Genomic DNA, 25,390 nt, shown 5'->3' with positions numbered 1-25,390 from the left:
CGCTAACCTCTTCCCGCCATAAGCGGGCCGGTGTCGGAGGCCGCCCCCATATTCCGGATGTAGGTGGCATGGTCCGGCGTTGCGGCGGCGGCGTCATGCACCCGTTGTTTCAGGCGACTGCCAGCCTGCAGCAAGGCATTCTCAGGCAACCGGCTTACACGCGGATCATAATTACCTGGCATCAGGTTTTGTCCCAGCATAACGGCGACCCAGCTGGGCGGCAGGAAGACACCAAACTCGTAACGGATAAGATGCCCACGGGTGAGCCAGGCCTGAATCTTTTCGTCCAGGCTGTCGGGCAGGGTCAAATTGCGGAAGTGACGCCACATCTCGCTGTCATCGCGTTGCGTTGCCACATAATGAAGCAGAAGGAAGTCGCGGACCCGCTCAAATTGCAGGCCCATCCGCCGGTTATACTCATCCATGTCGGACTCGAGAAACCGCTTATCGGGGAAGATCTGCAACAGTTCGGTGATGCCTTCCTGGATCAGATGGATCGAGGTGGATTCGAGCGGCTCCAGGAAACCGGCGGCAAGTCCGATAGCGACGACATTGCGGTTCCAGAACCGGCGGCGACGGCCCGTGGTAAAATAGAGCTGACGCGGATCCGCGAGGGTAGGCGCATCCAGATTGCCAAGGAGGCGACGGGCTGCGTCTTCGTCGCTGATAAAGCTGCTGCAATAGACGTGGCCGTTGCCCGTACGGTGCTGAAGCGGTATCCGCCACTGCCATCCCGCCTCCAACGCCGTGGCGCGTGTAAAAGGGGTAAGGGCGCCACGCGATTCCGTTGGAACTGCCAAGGCGCGATTGCACGGCAGCCATTGGCTCCAGTCGTCATATCCCGTTTTCAGCGCCTGCTCGATCAGGATACCGCGAAAGCCGGAACAGTCGACGTACAGATCGGCCTCGACGACTTCGCCACTATCCAGCGTCAACGACGCGACATGCCCGTTTTCCGCATTCAGCCGCGTGTCGACAACCTTCCCCTGCCGCCTGGACACGCCGCGGCCTTCGGCGAACTGGCGCAGGAAGGCCGCGTACCGCGTGGCGTCGAACTGATAAGCGTAGCCGAAGGTCGACTCAATCTGCTCCATATCCGTCGACGGATGGCGAAATTTGTTCGCCTCGGAGATGGCGATCGGGTAGGCATAGTCGTCCAGGCGCGAAGCCTGTCCCAATGCCTTCAGGCGCAGCCAGTACTGGTAGAAGGGCACGCCGTCGATCTTTTCGCCGTAATCCCCGAACGGATGGATATAGCGGTCGCCGACACGGCCCCAGTTGCAGAATTCGATGCCGAGCTTGAACGTGGCTTCGGTTGCTTTCATGAAAGCAACCTCGTCAATATTAAGCGCCGTGTTGAAGCTGCGGATATGAGGCAGGGTCGCCTCCCCTACCCCGACCGTTCCGATTTCGTCCGATTCGACCAGGGTGATGGAAATGGGCAGCCCTTGAAGCTTGTGCGCGAGAGCCGAGGCGGTCATCCAGCCAGCCGTACCGCCGCCCAGGATGCATATGCTTTTTATCGCCTCCGGTTTTTCACTCATTTTCAGATATCCTGTTTTGCGCATTTCCATCTGCGGTCGTATTGGGGATGGCTATGTGTAACTCTATCAAAGCACACAGTCCCGCTAAGCCGCATTCACCTGGATAAAAAGATTTGCCGTCAGCCGCCCCACCCGCGGGTCACTACTGAAGGTAAAGTCCGGAGGAATGTCTCCGGAGTGAAGCAAGGCCCCTTGGTAGATCACCAACCGGTTGAACCGGCCCTCGACATGGAAAATCTTTTCATAGCGATCGCTGGTTTCGGCTGCGAATCCTTCCGCCAAGCCGAGGCGCGCGTCTTCGTCCCGCATCGCCTGGCGCAACCGTGGCGCAGCCTCGGAATCGACGCGCTCCACCCCAGAGGCAATATGACGGTAGAACGACGTTCCGGTACCCTGCACATTATGAAGGTGATGCAGGACCGCGAGAATGCTGGGATCGGCCCAATCGAAATGCGGAAGGCGCTGCACGGCGCTGAGCGCTTCAGGCGGCGTGGTTACCAGGGAAAAGCTGGCCTCGAGCAGGCGAAAACCCGCAGATGGAAACGCTTCTGCGATCAAAGGCGCCGCCGCTTTCAACGACGACATCACATAAGCAGCGGCGGCATCGTTTGGATAAATTTGCCTGCGCCTGCCGGGATATGCGGTTTCACCTTCTGGGGGAAAGGGCGTCATGGCCGCTGCGAGGTCGACGACGCGTCCGGCCTCTGACAGAAAATCATCGATCACAACGACGCGTGATCTGGACTGACCGATTTCATGCACCTTCACGTCCATCCCTCAGCCGCCTTTTCTACCCTCAAGAAACGGCTCCCCTGTTTGACTGAATAGCCGGGGGAGCGAAACATGAAAAAAAGGGTGCCGCGTTTTAGGTGCGACACCCTGTCAAGGCGGACAATTTTTCGGGAGAAAAAATCGAAGCCATGTAGTTTTTTTAAAGTAAAAACCACCACTCGTCAAATAAATAACAAGTATATGGCGATTTCTACAAGCCTTCACACTGATGCCCAAGGCGCGCAACCAGAAATAAGACGAATTCCCAACACCGCATTACTTTGCCAACTCACATCATTGCAGATGTCGACTTGCATGTCAGAAATTACTCATGAGTGCGACTCAATGGTGCGTATGCACTTCATGTGTCGCACTCTGGCTGCCCACCTATTTCATTGTGGCGCGAATTTCCTCGATCGTTGCCTTGGCATCGAAGATTTCCGGCTGCGACGTAACGTCGGGGAAGGTGGCGTTGTCACCCTTTCCCACCTGTATCATCAGAAGTGCCTGGACAACTTTTTTCGGTTTCCAGCGCTCAAGTACCGCAGGAGGAACGTCGCCCCCGCCGAAGCCTCCCGTGGATGGCCCCATGGCGACACTGCTGTCGCCGCCTCCGCGCCCAGCCGACTGATCAGAACCTGCACCGCTGCCCGCAGTGACATTGCCCATAAACTGCCCTGTGCGCGAGGACATATCATCGGCACTGCCCACTTCGACGTCTTTGACGGTTGTACTGAGCACCGCGAACCATTCGAACCCCGCCTCCGAGGTCAGTTCGGCAGCACGAAGCAAGGCATAGTTCGCAACGACATCGCGCTTCATACGCGAATCGCCTGTGTAAACGACCGCATACCGGTTTTCACCGGTGGCTGCTGTCGTATAGCCGACACCCCCCTTTGGGCCGGCCGCCTTGTAAGCCGGCGCCTTGGCAACAACAACACCCGGCGCCACCACAGCTGTGCCAACTGCCAGAACGATAGCCAGTTTCGTTAGTAATTTCTTCATGACGGAATTCCTTTTTTGCTCGGCTCGGGCCGACGCGCAAACAACGGCGCTTAAACTTGGCGTTGGCAGCGACCTGAAAAGCAACCAACGGGAACGCCGGAAATCGACAATATCACACGTGCGAACACGCCGCAGCCCTAAGACTGCATCCTAAGAATCCGAACAAGGGGCGGAAAATCCGCCCCTTGCCAGATCATATCACAACACTTGACTTAGTGCTGGTAACGCACGCTGAACACGAAGCGGCGGTCGTTCAGGAAGCTGAAGCGATCGACACGATCGCCATTGGCGTTAATCTGCGCCTCAGCCTTGTTCTTGGTATCCAACAGGTTGGAAGCGTTCAGGCTGATTTGGACCTGACGGTTGATGTTGTACTTCAACGAGCCATCAAGGAAACCGACATCCGAGTTATAGATGGGGTCACCGGTGATGTAGTCACGGTACGACGTTAGGTTTTCCGACCGCCAGTTGTATGCCAGGCGCGCTTCCCACTTGTCGTCCTGGTAGATACCGACAACGTTGAAAATGTACTTGGACTGACCGAGAAGGTCGTTCACCCCAAAGCGGTAGATCGTACCGAAGTCGTCCGGCGTTCCGTCACCGTTCGCGTCGATGAACGCGGGCGGCGGTGTTGCGCTGGATTCGATGTAGGTGAAGTTCGACTGCAGGCCAAGGTGCGACATCCAGCCAGGCAGGAAGTCGTAGAACTGCTGATAGGCCAGTTCGATACCCTGAAGGTTGGCTTCATCAGCATTCACCGGACCGCCATAGACGACGTTCACGGTCTTGCCGTCAAGCGTCTGGGAGCCAAGCGTTATGTCACCGCCCTGGATGATATTCTGCAGATCCTTTTGGAAGACGGCAGTCGAAAGCGTACCGCCCTGGAAGTACCATTCCCACGACAGGTCATAGTTAGAGGCCGTGGTAGGCTTCAGGAACGGATTGCCGCCGGTAACCCGGATCTGGTCGAGCGCGATATTCTGAGCACCGCGATCCACACCGTACAGAGGATCCTGCGTACAGCTGCCCACCGGAGTACACGCCGGGATCGACGGGTACGACGTTCTGGTCGTGATGGCCGAGGTCTGCTGACCGGCACGCATGTCCTGAACGTTCGGACGGCTCAGGTTCTTGCTGTAACCAAAGCGGATCAGCATGTCCTGATTGAGGTTCCACTTCACGTTAAACGATGGCAGCCAGTAGGCGTCGTCCTCAACCGAAACCGTTCTGGCTTCCGACTTGCCAATCCCATTGGGTGAACAGGCCGCATAATAGCCAGCAGCCGGCGGGGCCGGGAGGGCCGGACACAGCCAACGCGTCGTTTCCGGCAGGTAGTCCTGAGGCGCGTCATGCGATTCGGCGTCAGGCGTACGAGGGGCAGCCGTTGTCGAAGCAGTTTGCTGGTCTTGGTCGAACGCTCGGTAGGCCATGAAACCAGCCGAGTTGAGATCTGTCGTGGTGTAACGCACCCCGAAGTTACCGTCGATCGACATACCATTGTCGAATTCCTTACCGAAATTCATCATCAGGTATGCATTGGTCGTGGTTTCGACGATTTCGGAAATACGAGCCGGATCATAGTTCGGCTTGCCGTCCGTTCCGAGTTGCGTTCTCCAACCAGACCTGCGGCTGCCGTCCGGATTGATGAAGGTTGGCTCGTGATAGACGTAGTCGCGCATTGCAACAGGATCGAGGAGCAGGTCGCGGCGGATAACCAGAAGCTCGGTGTTATCGCCCTGAAGGACGCCACCACGATAGAAGTCCTTGAAGTCAACTTCCGAGTAAGCCGGCGTTGCCTGCGACGAGAAAATACCCAGTCCGGTACCTTCCCATGCTGGCGCGATGCTGCCCCAGTTGACGTCCATTTCCTTGTTGACCTGCGAACGCTCGGAGCGACGTGCGCCGAACTTCACCGACTTGAACCAGGAATCGCCTTCAAAATCGTACTGAACGTCGATCTTGGCGGCGGTCAACTGGCCCTTACCGTCGCGGTGACCTTCACCGGCATACAGCCAGAAGGCTGCGTTCGGATCGTTCATGCCCTGCTGAGGCCCAGGCATAATTCGATAGATCGAGTTGCCGCTGCCATCCGTACCGACAACCGTGTTACCGGCAATATTGCCGGGATTGACCTTGGTGCGCGGATCGGCCGTCAGAGTGACTTCCGGATTGTCTAGGCCAGGCACGATGAACGCGTTGGCGTAGGTTTGCGAACCGCCCCACATTTCGTTGGACGTCGCCGAAGCCGTGGTCTTGTGGACATCCATTTCGACAAACAGACGATCGCTCGGACGCCACTTGAAGTTCAGGCTCAGGTCGTCGGTCGTGGTACGTTCGGTCCGGCCGATACCCAGAACCGCAACGCCAAGACCATAGGTTCCAACCCAGCTATCGAAATCGTTCGTCACCAGGCCGGAGGTCATCAGGCCGCCATCGATCGGGAACTGCGTTTCGCAATAATCGACCGGACGCGTGGCGCTAACTTCGGGAACGTTACAACGGTTGATGCCCGACAGCGTCGTGTTGTCGAACGTCGCGTTCGAGACCGAATAGCGTTGGTTGTTACCGCCGGCGGGGAAAGATTCAAGCGTGTATTCGACGCCCGAGCTTTCGTTGACCACCCGGACATACTTTCCGGTCAGTCGCATATTGTCGTTTTTCCACTGAGCCGCGAGATAGGTGCTGTCGCGGTCGCGGTCGACTTCGTTGGTGCGCATCTGGAAGCCCAGGATAGCACCAACCGTCTTGCCCGGAACGATCGTCGTCGTGCTGGCCGGCTCGTTGCTCTCAAGCGGGTTGCCGGTCGTCGGACCACGCGGAATCGGTGCAGGCTGCTGCCAGCCATGGATCATCGACTTCAGGTTCGAAGTCGAATAACCACCCATCAGGCCGAATTCGCCCATGGAGGTCTGCCAGCGATTGCTGATCACGGCATTGTACGAAGGCGACCACTTCTTGGCCAGGTCACCATAGTTGAAGTCGGCCGAAACCGATGCAAAATAGCCCTTGCGGTCAAACGGCTCGAGCGTACGCAGATTGATCGTACCGCCGATACCGCCTTCGATCAGGTCAGCCGAAGAGTTCTTGTAAACGTCAACGCCGCCAACCAGCTGCGGCGGAATGCTGGACCAGTCCAGCGCACGGCCACCGTTGGCCGAGAAGGCGTCACGGCCGTTGAATTCCGAACGCACGAAACCGAGGCCACGAATCAGGTTGCCGCGGCCTTCAGGCGACGGAAAGTCCGGGCTGCCGCCGAGGGTAAAGCGCGTAACGGTAACGCCGGGGACGCGCTGCAGGGCTTCAGCGACCGAAAGGTCCGGCAACGCCGCAACGTCCGACGCCGTAATGGAGTCAACGAAGGTTGAGGCCTTACGCTTGGTGGTTGCCGCGGACTGGAGTGCACCACGGATGCCGGTAACCACGACAACAGTGTCATCAGCCGGAGGCGCGGCTTCCGTGGAAGCTGGCGCAGCATCCTGAGCAAGTGCCGAAGTTGACAAAAGGGCAACGGCCAACGCCGTCGAGCCGAGCAGAACCTGGCTTAAGCGGGACCGGGACATTCCGGATCGGCGATTTTGGTTACAATTATCCTGTACGGATTTCATACGTTAAGTCTCCCTTGCCTCTTGGCTTCTATGGCCCGAGGATTTCGTTTTCTCTCGGCATTAAGCGAAGAGACGCCCTATTAGGCGATACAATTTTATATCAATCACACGCCGGCCTTCATGCGTTTCCACACTTTCAGCAATTTCTGCATCGCCCGGCGCGCTGTGACATACCAAGGCTATGATACCGGTCACACGATTTCAACCAACATTGGCCAGACAAGTGTGGAAAATGCGGCACCCGTTGCGGGATTGTTACAGTTTTGTCAGAAATAAGGCGCCACCCACGTCATTACGTTTCATATGTAACAAAAATTCCGCTAACGCCGTAACTTCTGAAATCCGAAAGTGATGGTAATTATAGTATTATAATATTTGAAGTTTTTTGATTATATCTTAACCAAGCGCGCAAATGCGAAAAAATAGACCCCGAAAGCCGTGAGACAATTTTCCGTATGTGAAATCCATTGCCTTAAATGAAAAAACTCCGTGCAATTAATTATTATAAATAATACCATTGATAAAATTACCACATAACTGGTAACCCTGCACCAGTACGCGAATCATTCCGGTGACATCGACCTCCCCTTCCTGTCCCAAGGGGTACGACAAATGACTGTAAATGCACGGGGCAATAAATGAGGCCGGTCGGGAAATCCGCCATCGAGAGACAGTCTTCGGCGGCTTGCCCAAGGCGTAGGGTGGCTAAGCAATTACCTTTGGACCGTGAGCCGGGACGATCATCACGCACAATGGCGCTTAGCTGCTGCCGGTGAGAGGGCAAGGCCGCGCCGATCAGGATCAATAGCACCTGTCGCACAAACCTTGCGCTCACACGAGAGAGCCTTGCCCCGACCTAGCTGCCAAAATCAGCGCCCTCCGCCGATCTACTGCGCCAGAATATAGGTAGCCAAGACCTTGCGATCGGCCGCAGTTATGCCCGCAAAGGCCGGCATGGCGTGGGGGCTACCCCATACACCCTGGCTGCCCTTTTCAATCCGGCCGGCGACATAATCCACCGCATCGGCGCGGCTGCGGTACTTTTCCGCAACCTTCTTGTACGACGGCCCAACCGAATCTTCATCGATTTGGTGGCACGACAGGCAGGCATTGTCTTCGATCAATGCCATGGCGGGCGATATTTCGACCTGCGCAACTGGTGGGGTGGCAGGTTCCACTTCGCCTGGCCGGAAGACGATGCGGTAGAGGCCCGAGGTCGGGTTGGCCGCATTCCACTTTGGTCCATAAGCGAGGACGTACAGATTGCCATCCGGCCCGAACATCATGTCGATCGGGTTATCGATCTTCACGTTCGGCGCCAGGTCGACGATCTGGCGGACGTGGCCCTGGGTGTCGAAATCGACAACCTTGACGTAGCTGCGAACGAAGTCGGAGATAAACAGCTTACCTTCGTACCAGGCCGGCAGGTTGGTCGTCGCCGGTGTTTTGACGCGACGATAGACGCCCCCGGCCGTGGCCGAGCGGCCGCCGGTGCCGAGCTCCGGGAAGACTTCAGACTGGTTGTACGGATAGTAGATCAAGGCCGGACGTGCTGCCGGCAATACCTTCATGCCCGTATTGCGCGCCGACGGATTGACCGGGCGGGCCGGATCGAAGGCCGGGCCGTTTCCGCCTGTGACGAAGTCGTGCTTGTGATACGGGAAGTTGTTACCGATGAAGAGAGGCCAGCCGTAGTTGCCCGGGCTCTTGATCTCATTGATCTCGTCGTGGCCACGGACACCCCGGTTGGGATCATCGACGCTGGAGTCCGGCCCGACGTCCCCAAGATACAGGAAGCCGGTCTTCGGATCCTGCGCCAGTGAATAGGGGTTACGGAAGCCCATGGCGTAGATTTCCGGACGTCCCTGCTTGGGGTTGGCGAACAGGTTGCCCTTAGGCACCGTATATCCACCGCCGGGCTTCGGTTTGATTCGCAGTATCTTGCCGCGCAGGTCCTGGGTATTGCCAGACGAGCGGCCGGCGTCGATATCGGTGCCGGCGGGGCGGTTGTCGAGCGGCGAGAAGCCGTTGACGTCCTTGTTCCACGGATTGGTGTTGTCACCCGTCGTGATGAACAGTTCACCTGCCTTATTGAACAACAGGCCACTGCCCGTATGGCAGCAGGTATCTTCGATCGGGATGTCAATGACGGTATCGACGAGCGTCAGGCGCCCCGCCTTGACGTCAAGGCGGAAACGGCCGACGCGGTTCATCATCTTGCCGCCCTTGCCGCGTTTGGAATGCTGGATATAGACGATGCGGTTCGACGCAAACCCGGGATCGACGGCCAGTGCGTAAGCGCCGTGCTCACCGTTGGACGTGTCGAATGCCACCGTACCCACGGTCCTGCGCGAACCCCAGGTCGGATCAACATGGATCAGGTCGCCGCCGCGTTGGATGATCAGAACCGTGCGGTCGGGCAGGAAGTCGAAGGCGATCGGTTCGTTCATATTGGACACGACGGTTTCACGCGCCATGCGGTCCGCCACCGGCCGGACCTTGCTGTAGTCTTTGTCCTTCTTACCGACGGCATAGATCAGGCCTTCAAGCATCAGGCGCTGCATGATCGGTTCGGCATAGACTTCGTTGCGGTGCCCGAAGCCAATGTAGAAGGCACGACCGCCGTCGAAGTCATTCGACCACACCATGTTGCGGATACCCTGGGACTTCGATCCCTTATAGCTCTGGCTGTCGATCTGCAGGATGTGGTGCAGGAAGGGGCTTACGTCGCGGTAGTCGTACCATTCGTCGGTAAGGCGCATCTCGCCCTTCTTGACCAGCGCAGGATCGGCGGCGATCGCCGGATGATGGGGATCGGCGACAATCAGGCGCGCTTCCTGAATGGCAGGATGGCTCTTGAAATGGCCACCGATCAGCTTGGTATACCACGGCCATTTACCGTCGCTCTCTGTGTCGGTCGCAGAGTGGACACCCAACAGGCCACCACCCGACTGGATGAAGCGCTCGAAAGCTGCCTGCTGGTCTTCGTCGAGAATGTCGCCCGTGGTGTTGAGGAAAACAACGGCGTCATAGGTTTTCAGAGTGGCGTCTGAAAAGATCGCAGCATCCTCCGTGATGGTAACGCTGAAACCCTGCTTCTGCGCCAGGGCCTTGAACGCTGCCTGGCCGGTCGGAATCGCGTCATGGCGGAAGCCGGCGGTCTTGGAAAAGACCAGCACCTGCTTACCCATCAGGGGCTTGGCCGGGACGGTCGCCGCCCAGGCGGCAAAAGCGACTGCCAGCGCCGTCAGCATCAAGACCAGTCCGAACAGCATTCTTGTCGGCGTGGGACCTATTCTTTGGATCATTGCCATTGTTTCCTCCCAATTGTCCCGTTCGGGACTTATTATAGCGCTACCATACTTAACCTGGACGGTGATCTCCTACCAGCGTTTATCGATGCTTACCGTGACATTGCGCCCGCGCGCCCGGAAGCCCGCTATGGTCTCGTAGGTTTCGTCCCACAGATTGCCGATGCGCGCCGACAGGGCCAGACCGCTGTTGAAGCCATAGATCACGGTCAAATCGCTGCGTACATAGGCGTCGAGCGTGACGTCGCCGGTTGGAATTGAATTCGATGCCCGTTCGCCGACATAGCGGTTATCCAAGCGCACCGTCACGGCGTCGGTTGGCGTCCAGGTGAGATCGACAGCCCCGGTCAGATCCGGCCGGTGCAGCAGGCCATCCTCGCTGCCATTGACCTCATTTTTCAGGGTCGATACCCGGGCCTCGTACGTCAGGCGCGACGTTATAGGTCCGTCGAGCGCCAGGTCGATACCTTGAATGTCAACCTTGTCGCGGTTGACCAGTTTGAACGTCGCGAAGTCGAAATCGATCAGGTTACGATAGACGGTGCTATGCGCCGCCATCGTGAAACGCGTGCTGCCCACGCGGTAGGCAAGGCGGATATCACCGCCCTCGCTTTCCTCCGGGCGCAGGTCCGCAGAGCCGACCAACGGGTCCCCAAGGGCGTAAAAGCTCGGCACTTTCAATGACCGTCCCCAGGTCGCGGCCACGCCCAGACGGTCATCAGCCGACTGCCATTCCAGGCTGGCGCGGTGGCTCCAGGCAGCTTTATCGTTATCACGGGCATCGACGCGCGCGCCACCACGCACGGCAAAGCCCCGACCCAGACGGACCAGGCCCTCGCCGAAAACGCCGGCGCTTTCGCGCGCCTGTTCAAAACCGGCCGGAAGCATAAAGCCGCCACCGAAATCGAGTACACCCTCGACCTCGCCGCTTTCACGCATCAGTTCGACGCCTGCGGCATAGTCCAGCGTGGCGCCAGTGGCCCGATAGGTGGCCGTTGCCTGTATGCGATCGAAACGGCTGGTTTGTATGGTCGCTGGCGTGCCGCCGGTCACCGGGTCCGGGTTGGCAGGCGTAAACTGGTCCTGGTCGCGGCGGAAGGCGGCCAGGTTAAGGCTCAGGCTTCGCCCATCGCCGGCTGGCTGGCGAAAGGACAGGCCTGCCATGCGGTCCTTGTCCTGGATACGTTGACGCTCTCCGGTTACAGAATAGAGGACACCGCCGCTGGCCACATCGAAGCCCTCGCGGTCACTGTCAGCCGCGCGAACAAACAGGCTGAGATGACCATCGTGCGCGGTCTGGCCCGTCAGCTTGGCCGTCACCGACGACAATGTGCGCCATTGGCCCAGATCCTTGTCACCGTCCTCACCGTGGCGGATCGCCCCGGCCAGGTCCCACCCCGGGCTCAGTTCCGGCCCGCCGGCCAGGCGAACGGCGTACTCCTCATCGCCTGATGCCGACACGCGCAGCCGCGGCGGCAACGACAAGTCGAGCTCCGTCGTCACTACACCAGCCAGGGCACCCGACCCATAGAGCGCCGACAACGGCCCCTGCCCCACAGTGACGGCGGAAATTTCGTCGCCGGCCAGGGTGGAAAAATCGTACGCCCCACCGCGCGCGTCGCTGAGATCATGAACCGGGACGCCTTCGATGAGCACAGGGGTAAAGTTGGCATCGGCGCCGCGCACAAACAGCTCCACGCGCGAACCGGCAACGCCGCCGTCCAATATGGTCAGGCCAGGCACACCTTCCAGGACATCGCTGACGGACTGGCCGTCCTTCACCGCACGCCACTCAGACCACGGCAGGGCCGGCTTCAAACGCGTACTGACGATGACAACCTCGGTCCCCTGACCGAAGGCAGGAAATGCCAGCGCCCCCACAACGGTAAGGCCGCAGCCGACCAGATTCCAGTTCACGTGCGACTCCCTCAACTGTTCGGCCTGTGTTGCAGCACGATTTCATCTGACGCTCAACATGTAACTGGTGACCACACTACACTGCCACGCGCTCGCCGCCCCTGCGGCGGACACCGGACAGTGACGAGACACCAATGCGGGTATGGTCCTCCGTGGGCGCGAAGCGCACCTAAGCGCGGCGCGAATAATGGGCGTCAACATGCCGACAACCTTCATCTCGTCCGTCATGTTTACGTTCGCGCCAGATCAAAGGGAATCTGCAGCCGCCGTCGGTCGCTAAATCATGCAACAGGTTGGTCAGTGGCAGACTTCCGGCGAAGCTTCCAGCTGTTTTGGAGGTATACTTGCACTTCCGCATTTGCCAGCTTTGAATAGCCGCCCGTGGCCGCACTGGGCCAATTGCGGCCCTGTACCGAGCTTAGGGCAGCACCGCATTGCTTGCACCTAGGTCGTTACTCACGGGACATCAAGCACGCAATCTGGTGCGCCCAGCTTTCGAAGCATGTTGAATAAAAAGGAGAAAATGGTGGGTGGGCACGGACTCGAACCGTGGACCCGCTGATTAAGAGTTTTACTTTCAATTCAATGAGTTAGTTAGATTTTGCTAGATTTAACACCGAAATCCTTGCCCGGGCTGTCGCCGCGAAAAATTTAACTGTTTGATTCTGTTAGACTCCGTTAGATCCCAGAAAGCGCTAATAAGCCCGTCTTCGTGACCCATGTGTTACCCACAAAAAATCAGGTCCACTGTGTGATAGAGGCTGTTTTGTTGGTCTTCAGTTTCATTAGCCTCCCTATAATTCTGTAAAATCTCTTTGATTTGAATGAGATCGACAGGCCTGACGGATCAGGCTGTCTATGACATACCATAGGCATGCGTAAGAAACTGTCCGCTCGACTTGTTGAAAGCCTCCCAACGCCACCCGCGCGACGGGTTGATTATTGGGATGAACTTCTGTCCGGCTTCGGGGTTCGTGTTTCCCACACGGGCCGTAAAACGTGGTTCGCAATGGGTCGCGTTGATGGCGAACAGAAGCGGCATACGATCGGTACCTACCCTAAGATTGGCTTAGCGGACGCAAGGGACAAAGCCCGCGACATTCTTAGCCAGATGCAACTCGGGACGTACCAAGCGACCGAGCCTGAAGTGGAAAAACCCATCACCTACGGCGAAGCCCGATGCGAGTACATCGACAGGTATGCCAAGCCCAACACACGGAGTTGGCGAGATACCGAACGCGCGCTCGGTAAGTTCGCTACCTTTGATGCCCGCCCCCTCGCTGAGGTCAGGCGCGGCGAAGTCGTGCGCGTTCTCGACGGAATAATTGCCAAGGGCAACCCTACCAGCGCTAATCGAGCCGTCGCCGCTATCAAGGCAATGTTCAATTGGGCTATCGACCGAGAGCTGACCGACAAAAATCCGATTGCTCGCTTGAAACCACCGGCCAAAGAAGTATCGCGCGAGAGGTTCCTATCGGACGCAGAGATCGCGGCGTTTTGGACTGCGTGCGACGATTTGCATCCTATTTTCGCTGGCTACTACCGCATCCTCCTATTAACCGGCCAGCGCCGCGAGGAAACCGCGTGCATGACTTGGTCGTCAATCGACTTCGAGCGTCACAGCTGGACGATTTCAGGCGACCGAGCAAAGAATGGATCGGCACATGAGGTGCCGTTGTCGTCGCTGGTCGTTGAAATCCTAAAAGGGATGCCGCGCTTTCTCGGATCAGACCTTGTGTTCACTACGACGGGCACTACGCCAATTTCCGGCTTTTCGAAGGTACTGAAACAAATTCAGACATCCATGGGTGTTTCTGATTGGAGAAATCATGATCTACGTCGGACAGCCGCGACAGGCATGTCACGCCTAAAGGTTCAGCAACAGGTCGTTGAAAAAGTGCTGAACCATAAAACGGGAGTAATCTCTGGCATCGCCGCCGTTTACAATCGGCACGGTTACGATATGGAAAAGCGAGAGGCATTGGAAAAATGGACGAAGCACGTCCGTGGCTTAGTAGCTTCCAATGCTGTGACGGGGCGAGGCTATGTACGAAAGCAAGACATCAGATCTTTGGCTGTCGGAAGCGATTGATATTGTTGGGCGGCATCTCTACTCCGACGAGTGGCAAGGCGCCAACTCCTTGAAAAACAAATACATTCGAAATGGTATCAACCTTAAACTGATAGAAATTATCCTATCGGGAAAAGTAGCTTGCTGGTACGTCGATGAGCGCGACCAGCCTCAGGAAGTTACGCCTGCCGTTGCGACAGTGGGCACGTTCTCGATTGCATTGATGAATAACGCCTTTTCATTAGGCGGCGAAGGACGATGGCACCATGGAAAATTCAATAGAGCTGATTTCACCTTGTATCTCCATGGACACAACGAGGAGGAGGTGACGAGATTTACTTCCATCGAAGCTTTCTTAAGAGACGCCCTGGATAAGGCGGACGCCGCAGGCGTGAAGCCAGATCGTGATCATTTTTTCGTCTTGGCTCGAAACTATTTCAACAACCAAGGCCCCCTTCAGCTTCGGAAAAATCAAATACTAAAGAACTGGAAAGTGGTGACAGAAGACCCGCGTTATAAAAAATGGAGCGCCCCAGGACGCCCAGTCGGCACATAAAGCTTTAATCATCAAAATAATCGTCGATTATCTCTTATTTTTCCTCGTTAAAACTAAGAATATCTAGCTGTCTCCACCCCGCTTTGGGGAAGAAAAGGAGGCACTTGTGCAATCACCTATTTTAGAACCAACGACGTTTTTCCAAACGCCTACTGACAACGCATCGCTGTCGAAAAAAACTGTCCTGTTAACTCGCGCTGATCTGCGAGGAAGAGGAATCACGTTCTCCAACGTGCATCAGATATCACTCGAGCAGCGCGGTTTTTTCCCCCGTCGTGTCACTCTGAGCCCTGCAAAAGTCGCATGGATCGAAGCCGAGGTCGATGCCTGGCTCGACAATCGCATAGCGTCTCGTCCGATGCCGCAGGAGGTGCACCAATGACGCCCCTCTTGATTACTCCCGGCATGCGTTCGAAAAACCTGCTGACCGCCGCCAAGGCCTACGCCAAAGCAGGTATCCCTGTGCTCGCGCTTTGGGGCGTGGATGCGGATGGTGCCTGCCTTTGCAGAAAACCGAATTGCACGTCTGCGGGTAAGCACCCGATTGCTCAAATGTATCCGTTCGGGTTCAAAAATGCCAGCACCGAACTTGCTGGTATTGGGCGAGTGTGGAAGGCGTACCCTGAGGCAAACATCGGCTTGGTTATCGATAAAAATCTATTCGTCATCGATCTCGATGCCAAGGGCAACACCCAGGCAGGGCGCGAACTGGCTTCCTACCATCTGCCGCTTACTGCAACCGTGCGCACCTCAAGAGGAAAGCACTTGTATTACATGTGGCAGGGTGAAGGCCGTCCACCAAGGATCAAGAAAGTCGACTATCGCCACAGTGAGAAGGGCTACGTCGTTGCACCGCCCAGCCGCCACGCGTCCGGTACTCAGTATCGGTGGTGCGGTCCTAGCGAGGTGGCGACCATACCACCGTCATTTTTCACAACTACTTGCTGGTCAGGTAAGGGAAATGCCGCGATCAGCGAAACGACGGGTTACTTCGATCCAGACGAACACGAAGCTGTGGCAGTGGTTAAAAAATACCAGCGTCACTATTCGCACAATGTTGGCCGACTGATGATGCGCGATAGGATGCTAAGCCCTAACAGGTCGAAGCAAATTTTTCTAATCGCCAAGTCGTTGTTCGAAGCCGGCGCGTCCGACGATGAAGTTGCGGCAGTGGTTTGGCGCAGCCCATATTTCCTCGACAAGTGGGGAGAGGATTATCAGAGGCTAAATGAAGAACTGACGCGAATTAAGGATGCCGTGGAACGGGGACGCAACTGATGGAAGCCAGCTTTAAATCTCTGCACAAAATTGAATCGCGGCAGGTGGAGTGGCTCTGGAAGCCCTACATTCCGCGCGGCTGTCTGTCGATCTTTGAGGGCGATCCTGACGTGGGCAAATCGTACTTGGCGATGCACCTTGCGGCGCAGGTCACTACAGGCGGTGATGTGCCAGGTGAAGAATTGCTCAAGCCCGGCCGTGTACTCTACGTCACGGCCGAGGACGATCCCGGACTGACCGTTCGCCCTCGTATCGAGGCGATGGGCGGCGACTTACGTCGAGTGAGAGTCCTGCAAGGGTTGCTCACGTTCGATGAGGATGGCCTGGCATTGCTCGAAGAAGAAATGGAACGCTTTACGGCGGACTTGGTGATCTTCGACACCTTGTTTTCATTTCTTCCTGATGGGGTTGATCTCGGCAAGCCCAGCGCTGTTCGGGCGCAATTGCACGCGCTTGAACAGGTCTTCAAGGCGTACAATTGCGCGGTAATGTTGATTAGGCACTGGACCAAGGGAAGCAAAGGAAAGGCGATCTATCGCGGCGGAGGGTTGATCGATTTCATCGGTGTTGCCCGAACTGCGATGGCCGTTGCTAAGCACCCTGAAAACCCCGACCAGCGCGTTCTGGCACAGGTTAAGAACAACATTGGCCGGAAAGCGGACAGCCTGATTTTCCAGCTAGAATGCAAAGGAGACAAGCTGCCGGTTTTGAAATGGAAAGGAATCACAGAACTGACAGCCGACGATCTGGAAGGCGCAGTATCCACGCCAGGAAAGGCAATCGACTCGGCAGAAGACTTCCTTCAGCACCTACTGCGAAGTGGGCCAATCGCAGCCCTTAAAATCCTAGAGCAAGCTGACCGCCGGAGCATTTCTAAAAGAACGCTGGAACGTGCTAAAAGAGACTTAGGCGTAAGAAGTATCAAAAAGAAAGAAGGGTTTTTCTGGAGTTTGCCGCTCAATACCGGCTAGCAGTTTTAAAATCACAAGGCTGGCGCCTGCGGCAAGACCGCCAAGGGCGCCAATTTTTTGTTCTGAGACTTGGCGATGATGACGATATGATCGCCAAAATATGTTCACGCAAATCTGGCGTGCTTGGCGACCTTGAAGAACAACAGTGGCCGCATAGAACCTTTCATTTCCAGCAAACTTCCAAAATGTATATAAAAAATGCTGTTTTTTGTGTTCCTGCGGGAGAGCCCGCGCGCGTACACGTAAGTCATCTGGCTCAAAATCTCCGACGAAGCGACATACAAACTGCGGTCGCGCGCTTCATCAGCTTTTGCACCTGTCTTAATCAAGTGCGAATTGGACCCGCTGATTATCAATCACACTATCGGATCAGGTAGGAAGCCAATCTGGATTCAATCTGCCTCGAAACTTCCATACTTGCAGGAAGTGCGGGTAACAAAATCCACTCTAACAAGCCGCCAGAAGTCATCCGACGACGCGACCGTGCCCATTTCCCCCGTCCTCTTCGATATGAGTCATGACGAGCGAATGTAGGCCTTGGCTTGAGATGGGAGCCTCGTATTGCAGAGAGGTTTCTGACCGGTCCGTTGTGCATACTCAGTTATAAGACGGTCCTTAAGGTCGCTCGCCTCGCCTGTGATCCCATGCACATAATCGAAAATATCAATCTGAAGCCCGTCAAAGGTCAGCCCCTTCCTATAGAAGGTTCTGCCGCCTGAATTGCCCTTGTCACCGGTGGTGGCGGATTTCTCAAACTCCCTGATCCGATTTCGGACACCAGTTTCTGCTTGTGCGATGAATACGGCCTCCTCCCCGCGCATGATCGCGTATACGCCCGGTTCGGGATCAATCACGGCTCGCTGTTCCCACAGCCATGAGCCACGTTTTTGATAGTCCATTATTGCCCTCCGGCGATTTCGACGGCGCTATGACGCGCCTGACGTATGCTAAATCGCCCTCAGGAAGCCCTCGGGGCGTGTTCGTTGAATTATTTGAGCGACGACGCCCAGCGCGCCACAATTTGAAAAACCAGCGCCCCTAAGCGCTAAGCGCTCATTCCGAATTACATACCGGCATCGCGCCATAACGCTCGACGTACTCCCAGATCATGCGACGCTCAGCGTATTGGATGTACGGACAAAGAATTTCGGTCGAACGGCTCACTGTGTAAGGCACATGAACCTCGACACTCAAGTCGGAGACATCAGCCCCAAACTTGGCGTGGTATGTCACGCCGCCCGCGTGTCCCTTCTTACCTGTGATCGCTGATCGGTGAAAATCTCCCACGCGATCTCGCAATCCGCCGCTTCCCCATGTCTTTCCGAAGTAGATGACCTGATCGGCTTCGCTTATGCAGTACACACCCGGTTCTGCCGGCAGTGCCATCCTTTCGGTCCACGGCGTCCGTTCGGTAAAATGGATGCTGATCATGCTCACCCCGAACCGCGAGCGCCCTCGCGTTCCATGACTGGAGATCGGGGTGTTGGAAAACCGCACAGAGACGGTCCCTGCGCCTTCAGCCAAGGGCCTGTTGTATAACGACAGGCACCCCGACCATAGGTCAAGGTTGGCTACTCATCAGAGTTGCCGAAGTTTCTGTGAAGGGGTTTCCACGCCCCAACATGGCCGCGTCTGCCATGTCACGGTGAGAGATAGCAGCAACGTAACGACGCAGGAAGACCCGACAGTCTAAATATGTCCGCCCCCACCTACGTGTTAAATTTAGACGCTCCGGGTGCGTGTAACGCTTCAGAGCCGGTTCGACATTTTCTAGAATTTCAAGATTTCTTCGTGCGGACCTGGGGTTTCTCCTGACAGGCCGGAATCCGACGTCTTATTGGTTTGATCGTCCAGGAAAAGGAGGGACGATCATGACTACTGAACCTAAGTCCAAAACCACCGAGCCCGAAGTTTTACCCCTCAAGGCTCTCTGCAACGAACTGAACATCGATCCGCGTTTAGCTCGCGAGAAGCTCCGCATCGCCGTCCGTGACGCCAAGAAATACCCCGAACTCGCAAAGACGCATAAGCCGCGCACTTCTTGGGAATGGCCGAAAGGCTCTCTCCTCGAAAAAGAAGCCCGTGCTGTTCTGCTGGCGTGAGGATTACGCGATGACGAAGGATAAAAATGCACTCGGCACCGATCAGCGCTCTGATCGACACGAACCGCGTATCGGCTCATCTCGTATCAACTATGTGATCGCAGGCGTTCTCGCTCTACTCGCAGCATTCGGCTGCCTCGCCACTGCCGGCGGCTCTGACGGTGCGGGTACCTTTACGACGGTCTGCGCTGCGCTCGCTGCCACATTCCTGCTTTGGGCGACGATCAACAACTACGTGCGCAAGATCGAACTGCGCCTGATCGACATCCAACGAGCCGTCGAAATGAAATGATCAAGCCAGGGCGGTCGTTGCGCCGCCCGGCCAACTCCAGGAATCACAACTGATGATGAACTTTGCCGACCTTGAGCGAGCACATCTCACGCTCGCGTTTCTCAAACAAATTCCAGATGCACTGGATATGCAGATTACCTATCTGCGGACATCTGAAAAAATTAAAGTGGCAGTTAAGGTAGAGGCTGGGAACAAAAAACGTAGGTACACCTTCTCAGCCTCATCTGACGACGACGCATACGTTTTCGTCAATGACCTCACCCCATCTGATTACTTGGTGATAGAGGCGCTACCATATTAATGCACCACGGATTAGAGCGCCGTAATCGGAAATAGTGCCGTTTAGACGACGGCTACCAATTTCCCGTCCAGAAGCGGATATGATTTGCGATTCAGGGAAAACCATTAGCCGCCAAGCATGGTTTTGATGTTCGGAGGCGCGTGCGACGGCAAGACGGCGAACGGATAGATCATATGTTGAACATCGATTAGGAAATCGCAGCTTTCACAGACACTCTATGTGCTTCGACAACAGACCCGACTCCCATAATCGGACCATAAACGGCACTCATCCGATCCAGGATGTCGAGCACTGTTTCGCTGAGAAGGTCCGCGTGGGACGGTAGCGTCAGCTGATATAGCGTGAGTAAGTGCGGCCGTAGGTATTTCTCCATATACTGCCTCTGCGCAACCGACACAGGAGCGGCGAAGCAGGCCTGCGCACACCAATAACACGTTGCCCAGCATTCCAGCAGATCGATTGGTACTTGGTTGTTGATGTTTTGAAAATAGAGTTGCCGTAGTGGCGAGTTCGTCCCGTTGATCAGCGCGAAGATGAGACGACCGACAATATCAGTCCAGCCGTTTCGATTGTCCTCAGCCGCCAGAACTTTGTCCAGCGGAAGCCGGTTCACCGCTTCGCCGTCTGCCGAGTAGGCTGCCTGGCAGATGATCATCATCATAAGGCGGACACGCAGCATTTCGATCGTATCAATGTTTCCAGCATTCTGCTTCTCTTTGAGGCGCACTTGGAATTGGGAAACTGCTTTGAGTAGGCGATCGCTCTCCGTTCGGCGGTCGCGACTATATGTCAGGCCGATTTTCTTCAAAGAAGGCATTGATTCGACGAACTCAGCCGGCGCGACGTCCGCGTATAATGTGATCGCGCCAAAATCCGGAACGGCCGGGTCAGACGCTTCATCATCTTGAGTGACATCGCGAACACCCGCGTCTTCATCCTCCACTTCCAAAAGTTTCTCCGACGTCCCCAGCAGGCGGTTCAGAACGCTGCGGACGCTGAAATGGGAACTGCCAGCCAGCGTGTTGTGGAGGCTCATTTCCTGGTCTGCACCAGCAGCCCGCCGGGAATTCAAGAACTCTTCATAGGTCAAGACGTGGTATGTTCCCGTAGTATCCCTTGTCTTATGGCGCGTGCGGGACACATACATGGCTCCCTCCCCGCCTTGGTCGGCCTGATCGAGCCGATGAAGGAGGTCAAAGATTTCCAACGTCTGCAAGGAAACGACGGAGGTGTCCTCCAAACCCGTTAGTGCCTGCTCCAGTTGGCGAAGTCCTCGCTCACGCGATGCGATCTGAATCTCTTGCGGATAAGTAATTACGGCGGGCGAAGACCATGGCTTGTCCGGCCGCTTTGCTATGGCGAAAACCGGCGCAGCATCCCTGACCGGCGCGCTCAAGCGGTATCTCCGCACAGCGCCATCATTCTGAAGCGGCACAAATTTGACATCGACTTCCTCGCCTCTCTGATCTTTCAGGGCAAGGTCACAAGCAACACTGGCGTAGCTGGGCGACGGATGCCAACTGAGCTGATCACTGAGGATTCGGAACTCGCCAGGATTTTCTGAGGCTAGCCGATCAAGTTCGATCTCATATTCGGGAAGCTCACGGGAAGGGATATCTGCAATCGAAAGCGGTTCGCTGGAAAACAATTCGGCTAAATCAAGCTCTGTCAGCGCCGAGCCCGGCGGGAGTCGGCGATAGAGCGACGCCTCGGAATTAACACCGGGTATGGAGCCGGCACCGAGCGCCGCCAGCGTGCAATTAGCGCTACCAAACAGGACGTGGTCAGAGTTTGCGCCTTGGGCAATGATCACTTTGGCGTGGATAAAGCGCGATTTGAATGCCTTGCCGCGATCAAAGATGCGTAACACAGACGAAAGCGCCCCTGGTACTGAAGGGAATGCGGTTACTTCCTTGTCGATCAGCACGGAGACCTCCTCGGGCTCCCACGCTGACGTCAGATACTGAAGCGCGGCAAGTTCGTCGTCCCAGTATGGACTTATGACAATCAGTCGATGGATAGGTTCATCGACCAAACCGATAAAGCGATCGGCAATAGTTTCTCGCGTGCCGCTGGCGAGTAAAGCAGCCAGAGTTCCGTCGGCCAGTGAGATGCCTCCGGAGGCGGGCTCCGTTTCGAAGAGCCAAGAAGTGCGCCGCTGCAGAAACTCCAGTTGCGCCTCTACCGCTGGATCGTTTCGGTCGAGATGCCGTAGCAGATGGTCAAATGCCTGGCGCAGAATCCTTTGCTCGCCGCTCGGTTCAGCCGTTGCTCGGAGCTCGCTGACGATTTCGAGGTTTCCTGCAATTCCACTGGCGGTCAGGTTGGCCGACCCTATAAGCAACCGTCCCTTCTGACGCCCAAGCTGAACAAACAGTTTCGGATGGAAGACACCGCCAACTCGTTCCCCCTGCGCGCCGGAAACTGAATAGAGACGGCCAGCGTAGCGCGGCAGCCTGAAGGGTCCGTCGAGCGAGGCTGTCACCATCCGACTGTCGCAGAGCAGGAGATTGTTGCGGCATCCTGCACCGCGAAGTCTAGAAAGGACGATCGTTTCGTAGGCGTCGAAATCGACGTTGAAGCTCGAAGCGATGCTGGAGTGATAACCTTCTTCTGAATATTTTTCGTAAAGCTTCATGCGACGGCTAACACCTCAACACCGTAGGACGTAAGGCCTTGCCCTCCGAGGACGTGGATGTCCTTTAGGAATGTTATCGCCGGCTGAAGGCGTGGGTTGGTGTAGACGGGACCATCCTGCTTCCGCCGTCGCAACCGGCCATTCTGCGATTCGATGAGGAATGTGTAGTCTTTCTGATGACGCAGCTTACGCATCGCGACGGCAAGATGGCGCCGGACGACACGCTCCTCGACAAGCCGGGCGACTAACTCCCAGAAACCTTGGTTCTCATATTGTTGCAGGAATGCACGTTCGCTCAGTAAAGAGTGGAACCCGTCATTGGTAAGCGGCCCTAATTCCGTTTCGAGCGGCCACGCCTCCTTGAGACTGCGCTTGTGCAAGGCCGCCAGGAGCCGAACGGCCTTGAATGCCGTTTCACCGTCTACAAAGCCGTTGGCGCGACGGGCCGTTCGCATAATATCGTCAGCCAACGACCACTCGCTGTCCGGCCGGGCTCGGTCGCTTGCATTTTCTTCAAGCTCGATTCCGTCAAGAAACGCTCGCCAGCTCTGCGGGTCTGTACCGGAAGCTACTCGCATATCACCAACAAGTTGCTCCACCAGTTGCCGCGGAGGAATACCCGCAGGTTCCGTGCCCAGCGTATCCAGGGCAAATCGCAAAAGCGTTTCGAGCGCCACATGGCAAAGATCATTGGCCTGATAAATGCGCCAGCGTTCGCAGTGCGCAACCAAAGCCGTATCGGCAAGTTCGAGACGATCTCCATCATGAGTCTGTCCCGCATAAAGTGCCCAACGGAGTTCCTCGGTATCTGGGGGACTTCCGAGTATCTCCGCAACCTTAAGCACAAGGAGCAGCGTCTGCGTCCGAAATGCCCCTGGTGCGTGTTCATCCGCAGATTTTCTAAACAGAACGCGTTGATATATATCCCGCTCCGCACTGCCAATAGCAATTTGCGACGGCGCAAACGGTCTTAGTGCATGTAGTTCGGTGAGCGTCACAACGCCACGTGTATGTACGTCTTTGAAAAGTTGGGCCGCTTCGCCCGTTGCAGAATCAAAGCCCTCCGCAAGCTTCATACCCAACTCCTTACTGGGCAGCGGGATACCGTGGCCAACACCACGCGAAAGAACGCCGATCTCATATAGTTGGCTCTGGTAAGCCAGCCCAAAAACACCCCAACTCGGGGCGAAATAGTGGTCATCAGATCCCAGCGCGGCGGACGCGGCGAAGTCGATCTGGGCCGATCCACCGTCCGCCTTCGCGGCGGCCACTGCGCGGTTGGCCCATACCGCTCCCGCAACTCCCCACTCACCGCCAGCTTGGTTCGCGATTAAGGCGTACAGGGCTTCTGCACGGCGCAGAAAATCACGCCAGATTTCTGGATCGGTGCGGCCATTCGTTTGCAGATAGTGGCGCACGAGCCAAGGATAAAAACCATAATAACGCATGCGGAACGTAACATTTCCGATGCCAGGAATAAGGCGCTGATAGAGGGCCACACTGCTGTTCTGCATGCCGAGGGGGTCGAGCCCCCCTTTTTCAGCATAGTAGGTCCATTCGGGCATATTGAGAGCGTGTACGATTGATTACCTCCCTAATTCCGCTATCGACAATTTAAGGGAATTTCCCGAATGCGCTAACTTGGCGCCGCCGCCCCTCGATTGTATACGCCCGCGTCATCTAGCGCCGAAGCGCGCGAGATTAGCTGAGCGCATAATCTGTCCCTCGCGGGCATAAGGGGTATCAAATGCTGTGAACGACATCTTAAATTCACCTCGTCAACTACATGGATAAATGACAATTGGTGTTCAAAATCAGGGCGTTCAGTCTGTTCTTGGATGAGGATTAGTAGAGGCGGGTCAGTCAAACTTGCTGACGCGCAAACTAGCAAAAGTGGTGAACTCCTCCGACATCGGTCAAAAGATGCTGTTGTCTATGTGTTGCTCCTCGCCGCCCTGCCCTAGTATTTCTGGTGCTAAACTTTGCAATGTATAGTCATACATTACAGCGTCGCCTCGACTACCAGAAATCACAGCAACAAACGCTAACTGGTCATGAGAAGCATTTGAATAAATCATCCGCAAAGCCTCGTTGGCGGAAGCCGCGCTGCTAACTTCTGGGTCATAAAGCGCCGCTGTAAGGTACGTGGCGAAATCGACAGATTCTTCTAGTGCATTTGTCCTATTGGCATCGCGAATCGCTTTGATCGATTTGACTAGAGGCGGTAGCGGCTGCGGTAACAACCCCTTTGCATCATTCTCATAAAAGATGAAAGCAGCGTCACATTTGTTGTGTGACAAAACGTGGCGTTGATAACCGCGCGCATGATGGTGCTGTGAAATATCGACGTGAGGCCGGTTATAGCGCTTAGCTTGAAATATTATCGGCACAATGCGCTGGTGCTTAGCGACGCTACCAGGTTCGAAATCTAGAATAATGGCGAAATCACCACCGGTGGCTTGCTCGCCCCCAAGAATTGACAGGTCGACTCGATGAATAACCAATGCTTGCCCGAACCGCTTAAGTGCACTCTCAACAGGCCTAGTCCAAGTCTCACAAGCCTCCCCCAATGCCCCAATCAACATACCGCTTAAATGACTTTCACTCGTTGGGCTCTTGCAATGTTTTACCTGCATCGCATTCGAGACCTTGCGTGCTGCAAAATAAAGAGCCCACGTCGCCAAGTGCCGAAAGCACACCGGCATGCGTAGAATATGCTTCTCGAAGCCGGCGATGTCCGCCATCATATCCGGCGACATAATAGCAAGAGCCATATCGGCTCCGTACCCAAAATCCGACAGGATTTCTCGTCGAAGCGACTTGATGCGTACATAGTTTTGACAATTAATTTGAGGCGCAATGGTTGCGACAATTTTTGCGGCTGCCTGATTTTCCCGCGACGCTAAAAACTGTTCTGATTCATCAAGGGCAAGGAACACCTCACGGTTGGTGATTTCCGAATCCGGAAAAAACTCGTCTAACATAGTCTTGACGCCCCCTTACCGCACAAAGCTGATGATAGATGACA

At 56.0% G+C, this 25,390-nt stretch carries 19 protein-coding genes; 8 read left to right on the top strand and 11 right to left on the bottom strand.

Annotated features, from left to right (window positions below):
* Positions 1 to 2 precede the first annotated feature (2 nt).
* The 6 genes from AC1DON_RS03165 to AC1DON_RS03140 all read right to left on the bottom strand — a co-directional run bounded on the left by AC1DON_RS03165 (position 3) and on the right by AC1DON_RS03140 (position 12,153).
* On the bottom strand, positions 3 to 1,544 hold the full coding sequence (locus tag AC1DON_RS03165; RefSeq protein WP_476933478.1) for a tryptophan halogenase family protein: 1,542 nt from the start codon (positions 1,542 to 1,544) through the stop codon (positions 3 to 5).
* 84 nt (positions 1,545 to 1,628) lie between these two features.
* A complete protein-coding gene (locus AC1DON_RS03160) occupies positions 1,629 to 2,318 on the bottom strand; it encodes a DUF6445 family protein (RefSeq protein ID WP_476933274.1) in 690 nt (229 codons plus the stop codon).
* A gap of 384 nt (positions 2,319 to 2,702) precedes the next feature.
* Positions 2,703 to 3,320: a CC0125/CC1285 family lipoprotein gene (locus tag AC1DON_RS03155; protein ID WP_476933273.1), complete on the bottom strand. Its 618-nt coding sequence runs from the start codon at positions 3,318 to 3,320 to the stop codon at positions 2,703 to 2,705.
* 212 nt (positions 3,321 to 3,532) lie between these two features.
* Positions 3,533 to 6,880, bottom strand: a complete 3,348-nt coding sequence (locus tag AC1DON_RS03150) for a TonB-dependent receptor (protein ID WP_476933272.1) — start codon at positions 6,878 to 6,880, stop codon at positions 3,533 to 3,535.
* Positions 6,881 to 7,812: 932 nt separating this feature from the next.
* A complete protein-coding gene (locus AC1DON_RS03145) occupies positions 7,813 to 10,239 on the bottom strand; it encodes a ThuA domain-containing protein (RefSeq protein ID WP_476933271.1) in 2,427 nt (808 codons plus the stop codon).
* A gap of 69 nt (positions 10,240 to 10,308) precedes the next feature.
* On the bottom strand, positions 10,309 to 12,153 hold the full coding sequence (locus AC1DON_RS03140; protein WP_476933270.1) for a TonB-dependent receptor plug domain-containing protein: 1,845 nt from the start codon (positions 12,151 to 12,153) through the stop codon (positions 10,309 to 10,311).
* Positions 12,154 to 13,027: 874 nt separating this feature from the next.
* On the opposite strand from AC1DON_RS03140, the gene AC1DON_RS03135 reads away from it, so the two are divergent.
* The 5 genes from AC1DON_RS03135 (at position 13,028) to AC1DON_RS03115 (ending at position 17,029) form a co-directional block, all read left to right on the top strand.
* The gene (locus AC1DON_RS03135) at positions 13,028 to 14,245 is read left to right on the top strand and encodes a tyrosine-type recombinase/integrase (RefSeq protein ID WP_476933269.1); all 1,218 of its coding nucleotides are present in this window, start codon (positions 13,028 to 13,030) and stop codon (positions 14,243 to 14,245) included.
* On the top strand, positions 14,199 to 14,780 hold the full coding sequence (locus AC1DON_RS03130; RefSeq protein ID WP_476933268.1) for a hypothetical protein: 582 nt from the start codon (positions 14,199 to 14,201) through the stop codon (positions 14,778 to 14,780). The genes AC1DON_RS03135 and AC1DON_RS03130 overlap by 47 nt, the downstream gene beginning before the upstream one ends.
* Before the next feature lie 106 nt (positions 14,781 to 14,886).
* Positions 14,887 to 15,162: a helix-turn-helix transcriptional regulator gene (locus tag AC1DON_RS03125; protein ID WP_476933267.1), complete on the top strand. Its 276-nt coding sequence runs from the start codon at positions 14,887 to 14,889 to the stop codon at positions 15,160 to 15,162.
* Positions 15,159 to 16,058 carry a bifunctional DNA primase/polymerase gene (locus AC1DON_RS03120; protein WP_476933266.1) on the top strand — a complete coding sequence of 300 codons (900 nt, stop codon included), beginning with the start codon at positions 15,159 to 15,161 and terminating at the stop codon, positions 16,056 to 16,058. Before AC1DON_RS03125 ends, AC1DON_RS03120 begins: the two co-directional genes overlap by 4 nt.
* A complete protein-coding gene (locus AC1DON_RS03115) occupies positions 16,058 to 17,029 on the top strand; it encodes an AAA family ATPase (RefSeq protein WP_476933265.1) in 972 nt (323 codons plus the stop codon). The genes AC1DON_RS03120 and AC1DON_RS03115 overlap by 1 nt, the downstream gene beginning before the upstream one ends.
* 515 nt (positions 17,030 to 17,544) lie before the next feature.
* Here AC1DON_RS03115 and AC1DON_RS03110 read toward each other — a convergent pair.
* Together AC1DON_RS03110 and AC1DON_RS03105 are read right to left on the bottom strand one after the other, a co-directional pair.
* Positions 17,545 to 17,928 carry a hypothetical protein gene (locus AC1DON_RS03110; protein WP_476933264.1) on the bottom strand — a complete coding sequence of 128 codons (384 nt, stop codon included), beginning with the start codon at positions 17,926 to 17,928 and terminating at the stop codon, positions 17,545 to 17,547.
* Positions 17,929 to 18,082: 154 nt separating this feature from the next.
* Positions 18,083 to 18,460, bottom strand: coding sequence for a hypothetical protein (locus AC1DON_RS03105; protein ID WP_476933263.1), 378 nt, complete (start codon positions 18,458 to 18,460; stop codon positions 18,083 to 18,085).
* A 440-nt stretch (positions 18,461 to 18,900) separates the two neighbouring features.
* Between AC1DON_RS03105 and AC1DON_RS03100 the strand changes: the two genes are divergently transcribed.
* From AC1DON_RS03100 to AC1DON_RS03090, 3 genes are read left to right on the top strand one after another with little or no spacing between them, the layout of a single operon-like run.
* Positions 18,901 to 19,131: a hypothetical protein gene (locus AC1DON_RS03100; RefSeq protein WP_476933262.1), complete on the top strand. Its 231-nt coding sequence runs from the start codon at positions 18,901 to 18,903 to the stop codon at positions 19,129 to 19,131.
* Positions 19,132 to 19,141: 10 nt separating this feature from the next.
* On the top strand, positions 19,142 to 19,423 hold the full coding sequence (locus tag AC1DON_RS03095) for a hypothetical protein (RefSeq protein ID WP_476933261.1): 282 nt from the start codon (positions 19,142 to 19,144) through the stop codon (positions 19,421 to 19,423).
* Between the two features lie 52 nt (positions 19,424 to 19,475).
* Entirely contained in the window at positions 19,476 to 19,724 is a 249-nt protein-coding gene (locus AC1DON_RS03090; RefSeq protein ID WP_476933260.1) for a hypothetical protein, read from the top strand.
* A gap of 187 nt (positions 19,725 to 19,911) precedes the next feature.
* On the opposite strand, the gene AC1DON_RS03085 is transcribed toward AC1DON_RS03090, so the two are convergent.
* From AC1DON_RS03085 to AC1DON_RS03075, 3 genes are all read right to left on the bottom strand, one after another.
* A complete protein-coding gene (locus AC1DON_RS03085; protein WP_476933259.1) occupies positions 19,912 to 22,362 on the bottom strand; it encodes a hypothetical protein in 2,451 nt (816 codons plus the stop codon).
* Positions 22,359 to 23,927, bottom strand: a complete 1,569-nt coding sequence (locus AC1DON_RS03080; RefSeq protein ID WP_476933258.1) for a hypothetical protein — start codon at positions 23,925 to 23,927, stop codon at positions 22,359 to 22,361. The genes AC1DON_RS03085 and AC1DON_RS03080 overlap by 4 nt, the downstream gene beginning before the upstream one ends.
* Positions 23,928 to 24,278: 351 nt before the next feature.
* Complete coding sequence (locus AC1DON_RS03075; protein WP_476933257.1) at positions 24,279 to 25,346, bottom strand: hypothetical protein; 1,068 nt, start codon at positions 25,344 to 25,346, stop codon at positions 24,279 to 24,281.
* Positions 25,347 to 25,390 lie beyond the last annotated feature (44 nt).

This window comes from Asticcacaulis sp. P4_H10 (assembly GCF_056400965.1).
The sequence above is the reverse complement of the archived record's forward strand: the minus strand, read 5'-3'. Positions and strand labels throughout refer to the sequence as shown.

What these genes read in the sequence shown, in the direction of transcription:
- AC1DON_RS03135 (WP_476933269.1), top strand. Translation starts at nt 13,028, where the DNA reads ATGCGTAAGAAACTGTCCGCTCGACTTGTTGAAAGCCTCCCAACGCCA.
- AC1DON_RS03115 (WP_476933265.1), top strand. Translation starts at nt 16,058, where the DNA reads ATGGAAGCCAGCTTTAAATCTCTGCACAAAATTGAATCGCGGCAGGTG.
- AC1DON_RS03110 (WP_476933264.1), bottom strand. Translation starts at nt 17,928, where the DNA reads ATGGACTATCAAAAACGTGGCTCATGGCTGTGGGAACAGCGAGCCGTG.
- AC1DON_RS03095 (WP_476933261.1), top strand. Translation starts at nt 19,142, where the DNA reads ATGACGAAGGATAAAAATGCACTCGGCACCGATCAGCGCTCTGATCGA.
- AC1DON_RS03090 (WP_476933260.1), top strand. Translation starts at nt 19,476, where the DNA reads ATGATGAACTTTGCCGACCTTGAGCGAGCACATCTCACGCTCGCGTTT.
- AC1DON_RS03150 (WP_476933272.1), bottom strand. Translation starts at nt 6,880, where the DNA reads ATGTCCCGGTCCCGCTTAAGCCAGGTTCTGCTCGGCTCGACGGCGTTG.
- AC1DON_RS03085 (WP_476933259.1), bottom strand. Translation starts at nt 22,362, where the DNA reads ATGAAGCTTTACGAAAAATATTCAGAAGAAGGTTATCACTCCAGCATC.
- AC1DON_RS03155 (WP_476933273.1), bottom strand. Translation starts at nt 3,320, where the DNA reads ATGAAGAAATTACTAACGAAACTGGCTATCGTTCTGGCAGTTGGCACA.
- AC1DON_RS03160 (WP_476933274.1), bottom strand. Translation starts at nt 2,318, where the DNA reads ATGGACGTGAAGGTGCATGAAATCGGTCAGTCCAGATCACGCGTCGTT.
- AC1DON_RS03130 (WP_476933268.1), top strand. Translation starts at nt 14,199, where the DNA reads ATGTACGAAAGCAAGACATCAGATCTTTGGCTGTCGGAAGCGATTGAT.
- AC1DON_RS03080 (WP_476933258.1), bottom strand. Translation starts at nt 23,927, where the DNA reads ATGCCCGAATGGACCTACTATGCTGAAAAAGGGGGGCTCGACCCCCTC.
- AC1DON_RS03105 (WP_476933263.1), bottom strand. Translation starts at nt 18,460, where the DNA reads ATGATCAGCATCCATTTTACCGAACGGACGCCGTGGACCGAAAGGATG.
- AC1DON_RS03100 (WP_476933262.1), top strand. Translation starts at nt 18,901, where the DNA reads ATGACTACTGAACCTAAGTCCAAAACCACCGAGCCCGAAGTTTTACCC.
- AC1DON_RS03120 (WP_476933266.1), top strand. Translation starts at nt 15,159, where the DNA reads ATGACGCCCCTCTTGATTACTCCCGGCATGCGTTCGAAAAACCTGCTG.
- AC1DON_RS03165 (WP_476933478.1), bottom strand. Translation starts at nt 1,544, where the DNA reads ATGAGTGAAAAACCGGAGGCGATAAAAAGCATATGCATCCTGGGCGGC.
- AC1DON_RS03075 (WP_476933257.1), bottom strand. Translation starts at nt 25,346, where the DNA reads ATGTTAGACGAGTTTTTTCCGGATTCGGAAATCACCAACCGTGAGGTG.
- AC1DON_RS03145 (WP_476933271.1), bottom strand. Translation starts at nt 10,239, where the DNA reads ATGGCAATGATCCAAAGAATAGGTCCCACGCCGACAAGAATGCTGTTC.